This is a genomic window from Thermoanaerobacter sp. CM-CNRG TB177, from assembly GCF_018588165.1.
Classification (GTDB): domain Bacteria; phylum Bacillota; class Thermoanaerobacteria; order Thermoanaerobacterales; family Thermoanaerobacteraceae; genus Thermoanaerobacter; species Thermoanaerobacter thermocopriae.
Genome location: NZ_JAFCAC010000060.1, coordinates 68,011 through 82,715, shown reverse-complemented (window position 1 = coordinate 82,715; position 14,705 = coordinate 68,011). Strand labels below are relative to the sequence as shown.

14 protein-coding genes and 1 pseudogene are annotated in these 14,705 nt (G+C 33.8%); 2 read left to right on the top strand and 13 right to left on the bottom strand.

Features of this window, described 5'->3' with window-relative positions; all coding sequences use genetic code 11:
- Nucleotides 1–287: 287 nt before the first annotated feature.
- From larC (I4N53_RS12550) to I4N53_RS06850, 9 genes are all read right to left on the bottom strand, one after another.
- Nucleotides 288–725 carry a LarC family nickel insertion protein gene (larC, locus tag I4N53_RS12550; protein ID WP_214495915.1) on the bottom strand — a complete coding sequence of 146 codons (438 nt, stop codon included), beginning with the start codon at nucleotides 723–725 and terminating at the stop codon, nucleotides 288–290.
- Nucleotides 725–1,456 (bottom strand): nickel pincer cofactor biosynthesis protein LarC, encoded by a 732-nt coding sequence (gene larC / locus I4N53_RS12545; RefSeq protein WP_214495914.1) that lies wholly within the window; start codon nucleotides 1,454–1,456, stop codon nucleotides 725–727. Before larC (I4N53_RS12545) ends, larC (I4N53_RS12550) begins: the two co-directional genes overlap by 1 nt.
- A complete protein-coding gene (gene larB / locus I4N53_RS06880) occupies nucleotides 1,453–2,214 on the bottom strand; it encodes a nickel pincer cofactor biosynthesis protein LarB (protein WP_012994825.1) in 762 nt (253 codons plus the stop codon). Before larB ends, larC (I4N53_RS12545) begins: the two co-directional genes overlap by 4 nt.
- Nucleotides 2,207–3,028, bottom strand: a complete 822-nt coding sequence (larE, locus tag I4N53_RS06875; protein WP_214495913.1) for an ATP-dependent sacrificial sulfur transferase LarE — start codon at nucleotides 3,026–3,028, stop codon at nucleotides 2,207–2,209. Before larE ends, larB begins: the two co-directional genes overlap by 8 nt.
- A gap of 68 nt (nucleotides 3,029–3,096) precedes the next feature.
- A complete protein-coding gene (locus tag I4N53_RS06870; RefSeq protein WP_012994823.1) occupies nucleotides 3,097–3,624 on the bottom strand; it encodes a CDP-alcohol phosphatidyltransferase family protein in 528 nt (175 codons plus the stop codon).
- Nucleotides 3,625–3,689: 65 nt separating this feature from the next.
- Complete coding sequence (locus I4N53_RS06865) at nucleotides 3,690–4,181, bottom strand: hypothetical protein (RefSeq protein WP_013150047.1); 492 nt, start codon at nucleotides 4,179–4,181, stop codon at nucleotides 3,690–3,692.
- Nucleotides 4,182–4,347: 166 nt separating this feature from the next.
- Nucleotides 4,348–5,094, bottom strand: coding sequence for a YIP1 family protein (locus tag I4N53_RS06860; protein WP_214495912.1), 747 nt, complete (start codon nucleotides 5,092–5,094; stop codon nucleotides 4,348–4,350).
- A gap of 223 nt (nucleotides 5,095–5,317) precedes the next feature.
- Complete coding sequence (locus tag I4N53_RS06855) at nucleotides 5,318–5,806, bottom strand: ribonuclease H-like YkuK family protein (RefSeq protein ID WP_009052668.1); 489 nt, start codon at nucleotides 5,804–5,806, stop codon at nucleotides 5,318–5,320.
- Nucleotides 5,807–5,915: 109 nt separating this feature from the next.
- Nucleotides 5,916–6,725 carry a lipid II flippase Amj family protein gene (locus tag I4N53_RS06850; protein WP_003867733.1) on the bottom strand — a complete coding sequence of 270 codons (810 nt, stop codon included), beginning with the start codon at nucleotides 6,723–6,725 and terminating at the stop codon, nucleotides 5,916–5,918.
- A 186-nt stretch (nucleotides 6,726–6,911) separates the two neighbouring features.
- Between I4N53_RS06850 and I4N53_RS06845 the strand changes: the two are divergent.
- Both I4N53_RS06845 and ndk read left to right on the top strand, forming a co-directional pair.
- Nucleotides 6,912–8,310 (top strand): annotated as a pseudogene (locus I4N53_RS06845) (MFS transporter).
- Nucleotides 8,311–8,315: 5 nt separating this feature from the next.
- Nucleotides 8,316–8,723 (top strand): nucleoside-diphosphate kinase, encoded by a 408-nt coding sequence (ndk, locus tag I4N53_RS06840; RefSeq protein ID WP_214495911.1) that lies wholly within the window; start codon nucleotides 8,316–8,318, stop codon nucleotides 8,721–8,723.
- Between the two features lie 99 nt (nucleotides 8,724–8,822).
- Here the strand turns inward: ndk and I4N53_RS06835 are convergent, their stop codons facing one another.
- The 4 genes from I4N53_RS06835 to I4N53_RS06820 all read right to left on the bottom strand — a co-directional run bounded on the left by I4N53_RS06835 (nucleotide 8,823) and on the right by I4N53_RS06820 (nucleotide 14,693).
- Nucleotides 8,823–11,498, bottom strand: a complete 2,676-nt coding sequence (locus I4N53_RS06835) for a calcium-translocating P-type ATPase, SERCA-type (protein WP_009052670.1) — start codon at nucleotides 11,496–11,498, stop codon at nucleotides 8,823–8,825.
- A 67-nt stretch (nucleotides 11,499–11,565) separates the two neighbouring features.
- A complete protein-coding gene (locus I4N53_RS06830) occupies nucleotides 11,566–12,282 on the bottom strand; it encodes a DUF2225 domain-containing protein (protein WP_003867739.1) in 717 nt (238 codons plus the stop codon).
- A gap of 48 nt (nucleotides 12,283–12,330) precedes the next feature.
- Nucleotides 12,331–13,380: a hypothetical protein gene (locus tag I4N53_RS06825; protein WP_214495910.1), complete on the bottom strand. Its 1,050-nt coding sequence runs from the start codon at nucleotides 13,378–13,380 to the stop codon at nucleotides 12,331–12,333.
- Between the two features lie 365 nt (nucleotides 13,381–13,745).
- A complete protein-coding gene (locus tag I4N53_RS06820) occupies nucleotides 13,746–14,693 on the bottom strand; it encodes a YveK family protein (RefSeq protein ID WP_214495909.1) in 948 nt (315 codons plus the stop codon).
- Nucleotides 14,694–14,705: the final 12 nt, after the last annotated feature.

Sequence of the window (14,705 nt, the reverse complement as noted above, 5' to 3'; positions counted from 1 at the left end):
CTTCAGTTTGTTGACAAAGTTAAAAAATATTCAAAGGAGATATTTTGCATCGTCACTCCGATGTTCCAAAGCGACAAAACTAAACTCGACCTTCGGGTTCCGGCAGGGTACCGGGCACATTCGACATCCTTGTCTTAGTGCCCGCCTCCGCCATCCGTGGCTACGGCCCTGCCTCCACACTTGGTCTCGCTAAGTTTTGTTGCCGCTTTGTCACAAGTCGTTCCTTATGCAAAATATCTCCTTTACGAAAGTTTGTCTATAGTCTGAAGCGGGTTAAATCCCCGCTTTTAATGTTTGAAAAATGTTAAATCAATATATCTCATTATATTCCTGTAAATATCACTAATTGAAATACCAGTATTTATTGCGATTGCTTTAACATCTTCATACTCAGGATAGGCTTTTATAAGTTTTCCATTTAAATATCCTCTTTTCACCCTTACTTTCCCATAAGGAGTCTCTACTATCGAAAAATCCCTATCCAGTTTATGCCTTAAAACTTCATAATACCTTATGCCAAAAGTAGAAGTTTCTCTAAATATTATCTCCTTTAATTTATCAGCATTTTCTTTTTCACAAATTACAGTGAGGAGGGTTCCCGGCCTTTGCTTTTTCATTATAATAGGAGTTAAAAACACATCCAATGCTCCATTTTTAAAGAGCAGTTCAAACAAATATTGATAAAATTCTGGATTCATATCGTCTATATTTGTCTCTAAAATCATCAATGCTTCAGGTTTTTTTTTACTTCTTCTCCTACATATGTTCTCAAAACGTTCGGTATCTCTAAATCCTTAGTGCCAGCACCATATCCGATAGAATTTATCTTCATGTCAGGTATACCACCAAACTCATTCGCTAAAGTTTTTACAATAGCGGCACCGGTAGGTGTCACAATTTCACCTTTTACGTCGCTTTGGTACACAGGTATTCCTTTTAAAAGTTCTGCTGTCGCTGGGGCAGGCACAGGCATAAGTCCATGTTGAGTATCTACAAAGCCCGAACTTACTGGCAATGGAGAAGAAACAATCTTATCTGGCTTTATCATGTCTATAAGTATCGCCGTACCTATTATATCTACTATAGAATCTACTGCCCCCACTTCATGAAAATGCACTTCTTCGGGAGATTTTCCATGCACTTTTGCCTCTGCTTCTGCTAATTTCTCGAACATATCAACACTCATTTTCTTAACTTTTTCCTCTAAATCACTCTTCTCGATGATTTCTCTCACATCTTTCATATGCCTATGATGATGCTCTCCTTCATACAATACTTTAAAAGTCTTAGCACTTATACTATTCTTTTGCGTTTTCCCTATCTCTATATCAAAATTGTCTAAAGCTATTTTCTTTACCTTCTTTTTAAACTCTTCCACGTCCACGTGAGATAATAATGAAGCAATACTCATATCTCCAGAAATTCCAGAAAAACAGTCAAAATACAAAACTTTCATTTAGTTTCCTCCCCTATTTTATTTATTAAGCTGGCAGAATAAGCCGCCCCAAAACCGTTATCAATATTTACAACACTTACGCCACTAGCACAGGAATTAAGCATTGCTAAAAGAGCGGATAATCCGTGAAAATTAGCGCCGTATCCTACACTGGTAGGTACAGCAATTATAGGAGAACTAATTAATCCTCCTAAAACAGTAGGAAGTGCTCCTTCCATACCAGCAACTGCAATCAATACACGGCATTGTCTGATTTCGTCTAATTTATCTAAAAGCCTATGTAATCCTGCAACTCCAACATCATAAAATCTTTTTACAGTGTTTCCCATAAGTTCTGCAGTAATAGCCGCTTCTTCAGCAACAGGCAAATCAGAAGTTCCAGCAGCCACTACTCCAATTATGCCCTTTGTCTTTTCAATTGGCGTATTTCTTATAGAAATTATACGAGCTTTCTCATAATAGACTGCTTTTTCTACTACCTCTTTCACTGCTTCAAAATGTTCTAGAGATGCTCTCGTCCCTAAAACATTACTTCCATTTTTAAACATATTAAAAGCAATTTCTCTAACCTGCTGGGGAGTCTTTCCTTGACAAAAAATTACTTCAGGAAATCCCTTTCTTACCTCTCTGTGATAATCAATTTTAGCAAATCCCAAATCTTCATAAGGAAGTTTTTTTAAAGCATTTAAAGCTTCATCTGTTGACAACTTGTTTTGTTTAAACTCCATTAAAATCTGCAATATTTTTTCATTATACATTTTTTACCACCCTCATGTGAGGTTCATTTAAGCTACCAGCTCTGTACCCTTCTAAATCCAGTGCTACATATTTAAAACCAGCTCTTTTAATTCTTTTTACAATTTCTTCCCTTATACCTTCTTTAAAAATTGTCTCCATCTGGTCCTTTGGAAGCTCAACCCTTGCAACATCTCCATGGTATCTCACTCTAAATCCTGAAAAGCCTAAGTCTTTTAAATCCTCTTCCGCCTTTTCTACCATAGAAAGTTTATCATAAGTTATTTCTTCCCCATAAGGAATCCTTGAAGCAAGACATGCATAAGAAGGCTTATCCCATGTAGGAAGCCCCATTTCTTTGGATAAAATCCTTATCTCTTCTTTTTTTATGCCACATTCTAACAAAGGACTTAAAATTCCTAATTCTTTTAATGCCCTTCTTCCTGGCCTGAAATCAGACACGTCATCTGCATTTGTACCTTCTAAAATATATTTGAAGCCCTTTTCTTCTGTAATAGCTTTAAACCTTGAAAATAAATTGAACTTACATATATAGCATCTATTTAAAGGATTCTTCCTAAATTCTTCTATTTCAAGAATATCATTAAACTCCACAACCAAATGGGGAATTCCTATTTTTTTAGCAAGCTCTACAGCTTCTTTTAATTCACTTTTAGCATGTATCGGAGAAGTGACAGTCACAGCTAATGCTCTATTCCCTAAAACATCATAACTTACCTTTGCTAAAAAAGTGCTATCTACACCTCCAGAAAAAGCAATTAATGCATTATCTAATTTTGACAAATATTCTTGCAGTTTTTTCAGATTGTCTTTCATTTCTATATTAACACCCCTCTATCGTATCTTCGTAACCTCATAGTGCAAATTGTTTTTTGTATAAGCATTCACTCTTCTTTAATAATTTTTATGGTCTTTTTATAAAACTCCAAGGCGTAGACAATAAAGGCTAAAACAGCCAATAACAACGCTATAATCACCAAAGTAAATCTATAAGGCCACTTAAAAATTGAAAAAATTATCGCAATATAAAAGAAAAGTGTCGCTGCTTTGCCATACTTATTAGCAGGTATAGCAATTTCCTGCTTTTTATAAAGTATCGCGGCACCTATTATCATTGATAGTTCTTTTACCATTAATATAGCAATAACAAAAAAAGGAATTAAACTTCTTATCCATAAACTAGTTAAAACAGTAAGTATCATCAACTTGTCCACAAGAGGATCAAGTAAAGTACCTATTTTTGTAACTTGGTTATAGTGCCTCGCTATATAACCATCCAAAATATCCGTAATTCCTGATAATATAAAAATCGCTGCAGCATAAGTATTCCCCTCAGGAACATAAAAAAAAGTATATACAAAAAGAGGTATAAGCAAAAATCTAATAAATGTAAGAAAATTCGGTATATTCATCTAAACCCCTCTACTTGTTAAGTTTAATAAAATTATAATACAAAAACTCTAAAAGTAAAAGGCCCTTATCGGGCTATATTTACAGGAACTTTTGTCTTATTTAAAGCTATACGGAAACTATATCCATCTTCATCTTTTTTAAAGTCTTCTATATCCGTGAGGCATTTGACAAAAATATCATTTTTTGTATGAACTTCTATATCCTCTAAATTATACTTCAAAGCCGTCCTTCTGAGTAAAGAATTAATTATTTCTTGTGCAGTTTCTACGCCTACATTTTCTTTCTTCTCAATATAAATATACATACTGCTCTTTTTTTGTTGCCAGTCAATATCGTATAGCACACAGAATCCTAATTTTATACCATCTTTTGTTTCTAATACGAACATTTTACGATTTTTCCCAAAAGGTATATTTAAAACATTGTCTTTCCTTCGAGATATTTTAAACAAATCAATTAAAAATTTAACCACATTAATGTCTTGCAACCATAAGGAAAATATTTTTTTGTCTTTTTTTTCTAAATCTTTAATTAAAACTTTCCCACTTTCCACCATTCCCAACACCACCTATCTATAAATATATATTCTTTACAAATTTCAAAAATCCTGCTTCAAAACAGAAAATAATTTTCGACAAATAAAAAATACAGTATAAACAAAAAAGAGGAGCAAAAGCCTCCTCTCAAATTATTGAAATTTTGTAAATCTTTATTTCTGTAATTTATTGTATAGGAATATCTTTTAAAATCCCTGAAAATACGCTTATAAAGGTTGCGCCCATAAAAATCATCATTATTATGAATAGAACAATCAAAACTATATAAGGAAGAAAAAATACAAGCACTGCATTACCTGTATTCATTTTGTAATTTTCTCTTATAGCTATAATTTCTAAAACAATTACCCAGATTGTAAATATCGCTAAACATAAATACATAAATATCAAACCAGTTTTGGGATTTAACAAACGTACAAATAAGTTTACAACAACCATAAAAATCATGGGAAGTTTTGCAAACCCTATTGCAGAATACAATCCCTTTGCCGTGCCTATTACTACTTCTTTCTTTTCATCGCCTGTTTTTTGTTCAACTTGAAGATTATTCTCTTCAATTTGATTAAAAGGTACACTATCCTCTACTTTGGCATACATTTTGCCCTCTAAAATTTCAGCTAAAAAATGATACACTGCTGCATAAGCAAAATTAGTCAAAGGAGCTATAAAAATACTTCCAAATACAGTCATTATAGCTAATAGTGACCGTAACCTCCCAAAATCAGGCATACCTGTATTGTAAGAAAAAAAATCTGTCCTATCCATTGTAAAATTATAATTGCTTGTCACAGTCAACAGTCCTGTAACCATAATTATAATAACAGCCTGCCAAATAGGTTTTTTTCTTACAATTTCTCTAATTGTCTCTACTGGTTGAAAAAATATACCATACAATCTTTCCAAAAAATTCACTTCTATGACCTCCTAAATTTTTCAAATTTAAAATTATTGCTTATTTAAATTTTACCACATTTTTTATTTTTTCTTAAAATTTTTCTTAAATTTTTTCAACTTTCGATCCTTTACAAAAACAAATCCCCAAATTACTACTTGGCATAATTGTATTTTTTTCAGTTAAAGAGGTAAAAATGACAAATAAATAAAGACATAAAAATAAGACCTCCTTCGGGAGGTCTTATCCAATATTAGCCATACTTTTAGTGTGCTTATCAGCTACTTTGCTAGCCCCATAAGATGCAGGCTTAACTTGTGCTTCAAATCCACATCCTAACACCATGTTAACTACTTCTTTTATAATATCTCTTGTTTTACCATTTTCCCCTACGTCTAAATGAATCTGTATATTTATATCCTTTTTATCAGTCTGATTGATCTTTTCAAAAAGCTGATTCGCTATTTCAATGCTATAAGTAGCCTCCATAAAAATCCTTTGTTTTAAAGACAACACCTTTTTATTACAAAATTTCCTATAATAATACCTGGCACCTTTCCCTTCTCGGTATATGATTACAGCAGTGACAAAGCATACGGATTTACCTGGTTGAGAGTCTGTACCCACCATCAACTTGTAATTAGATTGCCGGTCTCCCTCAACAAATTCCATAATGTCTTGGAACATTTTATCAATATCCATTTTTCCCTTGGTTGGGCTAATGAAATACAATGACCCCATCTCCTTTAACTGCAAATTGCTTAGCGCAATTAAATCTTATTTTAATTTTTATTATACACCATTTTCTTAAAAAGTGTATTAAAATTTTTTTATTTTTTTGTTAAACTATCAATTTTGTAACAAACAGTATCAACTCTGCAGCTGGTATAAATATAAGCTGAGCCAGCAAAGTACCCAAAATTTTCCCCAACACAAGAAGCACTACCATACTGTCCACATCATGTTGGGTCCTTTTACCGCTTAAGGCCTGGTCAGTTATAAGAGCCGCCACAGGGTCCACTACAACGGTAAACAATACAGTCGCAAACCCGTTTACAATACCCGAAAGCTGACTGGCTGTAATTCTATACTCAGGAAGAATGGCTCCAGCGTAAAGTGAAGAGATAATACCTGTGGTGTAAATAGAAGTAATAATAACGTTATATATCAAAAAAGTTTTTGGTACGTTAGCCTTCCACACACCTTTTAGCATAGACAGCCTTGGCAAAACAATTTTTTTCTTTATCTTTTTTAAATTACTCCATCTAAATCCTTTAAGAATAAGCTTAGGGACTGTTCCAGCCCCTTCCATTCCATTTATGGCAACAGTAAAAATCGATACAAAAGTGGGCATCAGGGGTGCTCCTATCAATGCCCCTAATGTAGCTGAAAAAAGTACAATTCTCATATCATTTTGAAGGAGATAGACCTTGTCCATTTTTATCGCCATATCTACAATACTGCCAAGAAAAGGTGCTTGAATCATATTTGATAATCTTGATATCACAGCCATAATATTAAAAAGCGAAAGAGCAACAGCAAGCTTTCGAGTTCTTACACCCGAAGGTCTTATTGAATAAGAAAGTGTGTCAATCAGATTTATGACCATTGTGAAAAAAGCTACTATCATCAGTCTTTTTGCATCTATCATTTGTCCCATCCATTCTTTTCTTTATTTAAAATTCCTCTATAATTATATTGCACAATGCCTTTTTTTTCAACATTTATCTTTTGCCAAGTGCGTGTAAAGAATTAGTAGATAACTTATTTAGCTGACATTTTGCACAGACTTTTGCCAAAGATTGTGGTATAATTTATAGTATCGGAGGGAAAATAAATGTCACAAAAACAGTACAACAAATGGTTAATTCTTTCTGCAGTTGTCATTGGTAGCATAATGGGGCCAATTGACGGAAGTATAGTCAACATAGCAATGCCAGAATTTACAAAGATTTTCCACACAAATATAACAACAGTAAGCTGGGTCTCCATGACATATTTATTAGTTTTAAGTAGTCTAATGATGACTTTTGGAAGACTTGGCGATATGTTGGGTTATAAAAAACTGTATCAATACGGCCTTTTGACTTTTTCAATATCTTCTGCGATCTTGAGTCTTTCTGTAAATATATATATGTTAATAATTATGCGAGCTTTCCAAGCAATAGGAGCTGGCATGCTAATGTCAATGACATCAGCTATTATAACATCCGTGTTTCCTCCAAACGAAAGAGGTAAAGCTCTCGGCATTAACGCTATGTCTATATCTATCGGGCTTGCAATAGGTCCTACATTAGGGGGTTTTCTTTTATCAAATTTGGGTTGGCAGTCTATATTTTATATAAACGTTCCTATCGGTATAATAGGTTACATATGGGCTCATATCGTGGTACCTGACAACAAAGGAGTTCCTGAAAAATTTGATATTTACGGATCTATTTCTTTCTTTGGCTTTCTTGCAAGCCTCTTGCTCTTTATATCAGAAGGTGGAACATGGGGTTGGACATCACTTCCAAGTATAATTTCATTATTGACATCAGTAACATTTTTAACAATCTTTGTAATTATAGAAAATAAAGTAGACTTTCCTATGTTTGACTTCTCTCTTTTAAAAATAAGGTCTTTTACCTTTGGAAACATAAGCACCCTGCTAAACTTTATGTCTCAAAACACAATGACTTTTTTAACTCCTTTCCTCCTTCAGCATCTAGGATTTACTACTGAAAAAGCAGGTATAGTAATGACTTCTTTCCCTCTCGTCATGTTCGTCGTGGCACCCTTAAGCGGTATTTTAGCTGATAGATACGGAGCCCAAATCCTCTCAACTATTGGTGCACTCATTTCTGCAACAGCCCTTTTTCTTATGGTAACTTTAACAGAAAAATCTACTATGTTTTCCATTATGACCCATCTTGCCCTTTTTTGGCGTAGGAAATGCCATTTTTCAGACACCAAACAACAGTGCAGTAATGGGAAGTGCGCCAAAAAACAGATTAGGGGTAGCCTCTGCCTTTCTCGCAACAATGAGAAATGTAGGAATGGTAATGGGCATTGCAGTAGGAAGCGCTATATTTACAAACAGGTTAAAAGTCTATCAAGCTCTAAAATTTTCTTCCAACACTACCTTTATGATGGCTATTAAAGAAGCTTATATAGCCGCCGGAATCTTTTCATTAATATGCGCCTTTACTTCTCTTGTGAGAAATGATGTTAAATTAATAAAAGGAAAGGATTGATTTAAATGGAGACCACCCTTGCTATAGTAAAACCCGACGGTGTCAAGAGAGGACTTATAGGAGAAATATTGAAAAGATATGAAAACAAAGGTTTAAGGCTTAAAGCGGCAAAAGTAATAACTCCAACAATTGACCTTTTAGAAAAACACTACGAAGAGCATAAAGGTAAACCTTACTATGAGCTTTTAATACAGTACATGTCTTCCGGTCCTGTCTTTGCAATGATATTGGAGGGAGAAAACGCCGTAAAAATAGTAAGACTTTTAAATGGTGCCACAAAAGTAGAAGAAGCACTTCCTGGAACGATAAGAGGTGATTTTGCTTATAGTACTACTTTTAACATTATCCATGGCTCCGATAGTATCGAATCTGCAAAAAGAGAAATAGCACTGTGGTTTCCTGAAATAGCATGAATATTTTTATTGGGATGCCATTTTGTAACAAGTCACTTCACCTATGCAAAATATTTCCTCCATATGAAAAAAAAGAGATTAGTCTAAGGCGAAGTGACTTCACTTCGCCTTAGTTAATGGTACTATATAAGCAGTATAAAGATTGTTAAATACAAATTCTATTGAAGAGAAAAATACCACCACCAGCCAATCATAGCCAGTAAGCACTGTTGTCCTAAACACAACACTTAAAGGTGGAACATATATTGTAGCTAAGAAAAGCAAAAATGATGTTAAAACTGCTAACACCAAGTAAGGATTAGTAAAAATCCCTATCTCAAAAATTAAATTTCTTTCTGACCTGCACTCAAAGGCGTGTATCAGCTCTACCATCACTAATGTAGCAAAAGCTACAGTCCTAGCTTTTTCCAATGTCCCATAACTTAATGCAAATACATATGCTCCAAGAGTACTTACTGCCATTAAAAATCCCACTATAATGATTCTTATACCCAACCCTCTTGAAAACACACTTTCTTTAGCGTTTCTTGGTTTCATCATCATTATATCTTTTTCAGGAGGATCCATCCCCAGAGCTAAAGCTGGTAACCCATCAGTAACAAGATTGACCATTAATATTTGAATTGGAGCAAGAGGCAATTTTAAGGCCATTAAAGCTGCAAAAAACATAGTCAAAACTTCTCCAAGATTACAAGAAAGCAAAAATCGTATAAACTTTCGTATATTGTCATAAATTATTCTTCCCTCTTCAACAGCTGCCACAATAGTAGCAAAATTATCATCTAATAAAATCATAGAGGAAGCCTCTTTTGCAACTTCTGTTCCTCCTTTTCCCATAGCAATACCTATATCTGCCTCTTTCAAAGCTGGAGCATCATTTACACCATCCCCTGTCATAGCTACTGTAAAACCTTTGTTTCTAAGGGCTCTGACAATTCTGAGCTTATGTCTTGGGGTTACTCTTGCATAAACACTAATATTTGTACAAGCTTTCTCAAGGTCCTTATCGCCCATGTTATCTAAATCCTGCCCTGTGATTACTTTATCATTTTCCCCTAATATTTTTAATTCTTTTGCTATAGCAGTTGCAGTAATCTTGTGGTCACCTGTTATCATAACCGGCTTTATTCCTGCCATCTTGCATTTTAAAATCGCCTCATATACTTCCCTTCGAGGAGGGTCTATCATCCCTTCCAATCCTACAAAAACCAAATCTTTTTCTATAAACTCCGCAACCATTGGAAATTTAGGAGGAAGCTTTTTATAAGCAAAGGCCAATACTCTTAAAGCTTCCCTGCCAAAACTTTCATTGATATCTAATATTCTTTTTTTATCAAAAACAGTAAGTGGCACTTCTTTTCCTTCTGTATATTTATATGTACAAAGGTCCAACATTACATCTGGTGCACCTTTTACATAGACATATTTTTCACCGCTTATCTCCACAATAACGGACATCCTTTTTCTATCTGAATCGAAAGGAATTTCCTCCATTCTTTTAATATTTTCTACCAATTCAAGAGAAAGTCCTGATTTCATTGAAAAAGAAAGTATAGCAGCTTCGGTAGGGTCTCCTAAGTATTTTTCTTCTTCTAAAGTTTCTTTGCCAATTTTTATCTTTTCCCTCTTAATCTTTGCATTATTGCACAATGCTCCTATCTCCAACATCTTTCTAAAAGCGCTTCTCTCTTTATTTCTCATTGTAGTAAATTCTTTACTTTTATCACCTTTTACTTCAAAAACTTCTTCATCGCAAAACACTTTTGTCACAGTCATTTTGTTCTCTGTCAAAGTACCTGTCTTATCCGTACATATTACATTAGTGCATCCCAAAGTTTCAACAGCAGGTAATTTTCTTATTAACGCATTTCTTTTAAGCATCCTTTGTACCCCAATAGCCAAAGAAACTGTAACAACAGCAGGAAGTCCCTCAGGAATAGCAGCAACTGCAAGACTTACACCTGATAAAAACATATAATATAAAGACTCTCCTCTTATTATTCCTAATACTATTACAATACCGCATATAGCAAGAGCTCCAGCTACTAACACTTTTCCAAGTTTATTAAGTCTTTTTTGTAATGGCGTTTCATCTCCTTCAATATCTTTAATCATCCCTGCAATTTTCCCCATTTCTGTTTGCATACCTGTAGCAGTTACAATAGCTTTCCCTCTTCCTTTCGTAACAATCGTACCCATATAAACTACATTACTATTAGTTACTGCCGCTCTTTTTACATTGTTTACAGCTTCCTTGTGGACAGGGACTGACTCACCAGTCAAAATCGATTCATCCACTTCTAAATTATGACTTTCTATCAAAACAGCATCTGCTGGAACTTTATCTCCCGCCTCCAATATAATAATATCATCTATTACAATCTGAGAAGCCTCTATCTCTTTTTGTTCTCCATCCCTCAAAACTTTTGCAATAGGCGCTGCAAGTTTTTTTAAAGCTTCCAAAGACTGCTCTGTTCTATATTCTTGGATAAATCCTAATACAGCATTTAAAATGACGATTATCGTTATTGTCAAAGCATCCGCTAATTCTCCCATCAAAGCAGAAATTAAAGTTGCTGCCAATAAAACCATCACCATAAAATCTTGAAACTGGTTTAAAAATATTTGCAAAGGACTAACTTTGTGCCCTTCCTCCAATATATTCGGCCCATATTTCAATAACCTTTTTTGCGCTTCTTGACTATTTAAGCCGGTAAAGTCAGTTTTATCAAAGTAGTAAATTGTTTGTTGCATTTGCTTCTTACCGTAAGACATCCCAATCCCCTTTCTTAAACTTTTTGCTCTCTAAATAAAATATGAGGGCATTCTAAAAAACATGCCCTCATTCTTTTAAACTTTGCCATCCATCTCTTGCAAGATTGACTATTAAATTATGTCGAGACTTGTCAGGATGATTTATAACTTTATTATACCATTTTAATGCCTCTTCTTTATTGCCTAACATTCTATTAAGTTCTGCTATCATGTATATAAGAAGTATTTCTTCCTCATATATATCCGAACCACTATAGGCTTTTATATAAGAATCCAATGCATATTTCAAATATTTTTCTTCATTTACCTTATCATTTAAAATCCTATATATCCAAGCAATTCTAAGACAAGTCTTCGCAAAAACTATGGGTTTATCTTCTTTTATCTGGGAACAATATAAAGCCAATAAATAGGTTTCTAACGCTTTTTGAGGTGTTCTTTCACCAGAAAATTCTCTTTTAACCCACTTAGCCGTTACCAGTGACAGGATTTTTTCCTTTTTGTCATTAGTTATTCTGTCAAATTCAGATTCCAAAGCAGCATATCCACAATTTGGGCACACAATAACCTCATAAAAGAAAGGATTAATGCCATCTTTATATTTAGTATAAAAATCTCTTTCTCTTTCTTCCACCTTCAATTGTGAAGTCCTTACTTTAGTATATGTAAATTCTCTCTTACACACTGGACATACGGCTTTTTTCTCGTACAAATATTTGTTCTCCAATATTACACCTCCGTCCAACATTAGTCCTATTAAATATTTTAACATACTCATCAACATTTTTCGACATTCTCTAGATAAAAAATTAGCTATCTGCAAAAGTTGAAATTATTTGTGATTTATTATTCCATATGTAAGGCCAATAAGCATAATAATGCCTCCATAACCAGCAATAGGATATAAATAATGAACAAGTTTTGCAAAACCAAACCTACTAGCTATAAGGGCTATTCCTCCCGAGGCAACAGTAAAAATCTTATATTTCACTGACCCAACTTCTGTAAACCTTGCCGCAAACCCATATAGATTTCCAACAGCCGTAGTATATATTTCTGCAATCAAAATAAAACTGTATACAAATTTCAAAACCGGTGAAATATTACCAGCAACATAAAGCATGGGTATCTCATATAAAGAAGCAGTAGGCATATTTATAAGAATTGTAAAAAATATCAAAAACGCACCTAATCCTAATCCCATTCCTCCTAATATAGCTCCCCATCTTAGTTTTGACCTGTCGTTGGTTTTCTGTCCAAGAGGAGCAAGAATGGCAACTGCCATCAAAAGATTATAGGAAGCATAAAGTACTCCCGACAATGCAAAATTTTTTACTGCAGCTTTAAAAGGAAAGTCAGCAATTGTTATAACCGTAATGTCTGGTCCATAAAAAAGGGAAAAAGTACCCACAATGATTATGGCAAGCAAGAGCAAAGGCACTACAAAAGAAATGGCAGAAATAACTCCTCCAATTCCTGTTAATACTGTTACAACCGATAATACTGCCATTACTACACCCCCAAAAGTAGAAGGAAGCCCAAATTGCTCTTCAAAAATTGCACCACAACCTGCTATCATTGCAGATAGTGCTCCAAACAAAAAAAATGTAACTACTAAATCTATCACTCTTCCAAAAAAAGGTCCACCAGTTTCCATAATGACTTTTTTATAAGAAGAGGCTTTAAACCTGTTACCTAATTGTAAAATAACATACCCATACAGCACAAACATAAAAACTGCAATTAAAAGCCCTATAGTCCCTTTTATCCCATGGTATGCAAAAAATTGTAATATCTCTTGTCCTGAAGCAAAGCCTGCTCCTATTACTGTACCTATATAAGTTGCAGCAACTTTAAAAACCGAAATCTCTTTTCTAATCAAAAAAATCCCGCCTTTCTTTCTATTTTAAATATATTTTTGGCGGGATAAAAAATATTATTCTTTTAGAAAATTTATTTACTTTTTATCATAAAATGAGTTAAAATAGTAGATGTTGTAAACCGGTTTCGAGGTGAGAAAAATGAAAAGAAAAAATTGGATCATCTTCTTTTTAATAATAGCTGTCCTGGTTTCAGCAGCTTTTTTTGCATATAAGTACTTCAAGAATTTACAAAATAAAGAGACGCCACTATAGGCGTCTTTTCAGTCTGTAAAACCAGCAAGGTCTGTTTTTTATTGGTTCTATTACCTCAATATCTTAGTACTTCGTTGATAATTAATTTTTTATCCCCCTTTTCCCTTTTCTCCTAAGCTTTTACAGTAGTTTTTTTAGGGTCAGTATTCTTCCAATATTCCATAAAGAACACTATAAAAATACTGACCATAAGACCCAATATAAATGCTATAATTATATTCAATGACTTTTTAGGTGCTATTGGTTTATCCGGCACTAACGCTTTGCTAGTTATAAGAATGCTCTGTTTGCCAAGGTCTGATTCTTTAAGTAACTCCAGCATATTATATTTTTCCAGCATTATATCTCTTGTGTTTTTTAGTAATTCCAACTGTTTTTGTGTTTGTTCAATTAAAAGTTTGTCTTGTGAACTTGTTTGAATTTCATTAAGTTTAGTAGTCGTCTCTCTTATCTTATCATTTTGGAGATTTGTAAGTTTGTTCAAAGTTTCGATTAATTTATCTGTCTGTCTGTTATTTCTCTCAATGATATAACTCCGAAAATTTTCGGCTATCGTATCTGCAATTTTTGCCGCAAGCTCTGGATTATCTTCTTTAACAGTAACCGTTATAAGGTTTGTATTATTAACGATAGAAACTGAAATTTGCTTTTTTAAATTTTCTACCGTGTACTCTTGAGGATCTAATCCTAATTGTTTTACAGTATTCATAAGGACAATAGGATTAGTAACCTCTTCTTTAAATGCCTCCACTGACATATCAGGATATTTCAAAAGTGAAGACAACAACAAAGATAAGTCTTTATCTATGCTGTCACTTTGTACAGACGGCAGATTTGAATCCTTTCCAGGAAGAATAACCGTGGTATTTGAACCAAAAAAACCTGTTTCAGGTGTTACATCAGTAACAGACAAAGTGGTAGTAGCTTCATAGGTAGGTTTTATTACAAAAAAACTAAGCACTACTGCTACTAAAGTTGCAGCAAGCGTTACAATAATGATTGTCTTTTTATGTTTTAAAATTATCTCAATAAGTTCCCGCAATGAAATTTCTTCTTCCAATTTTTATCCTCC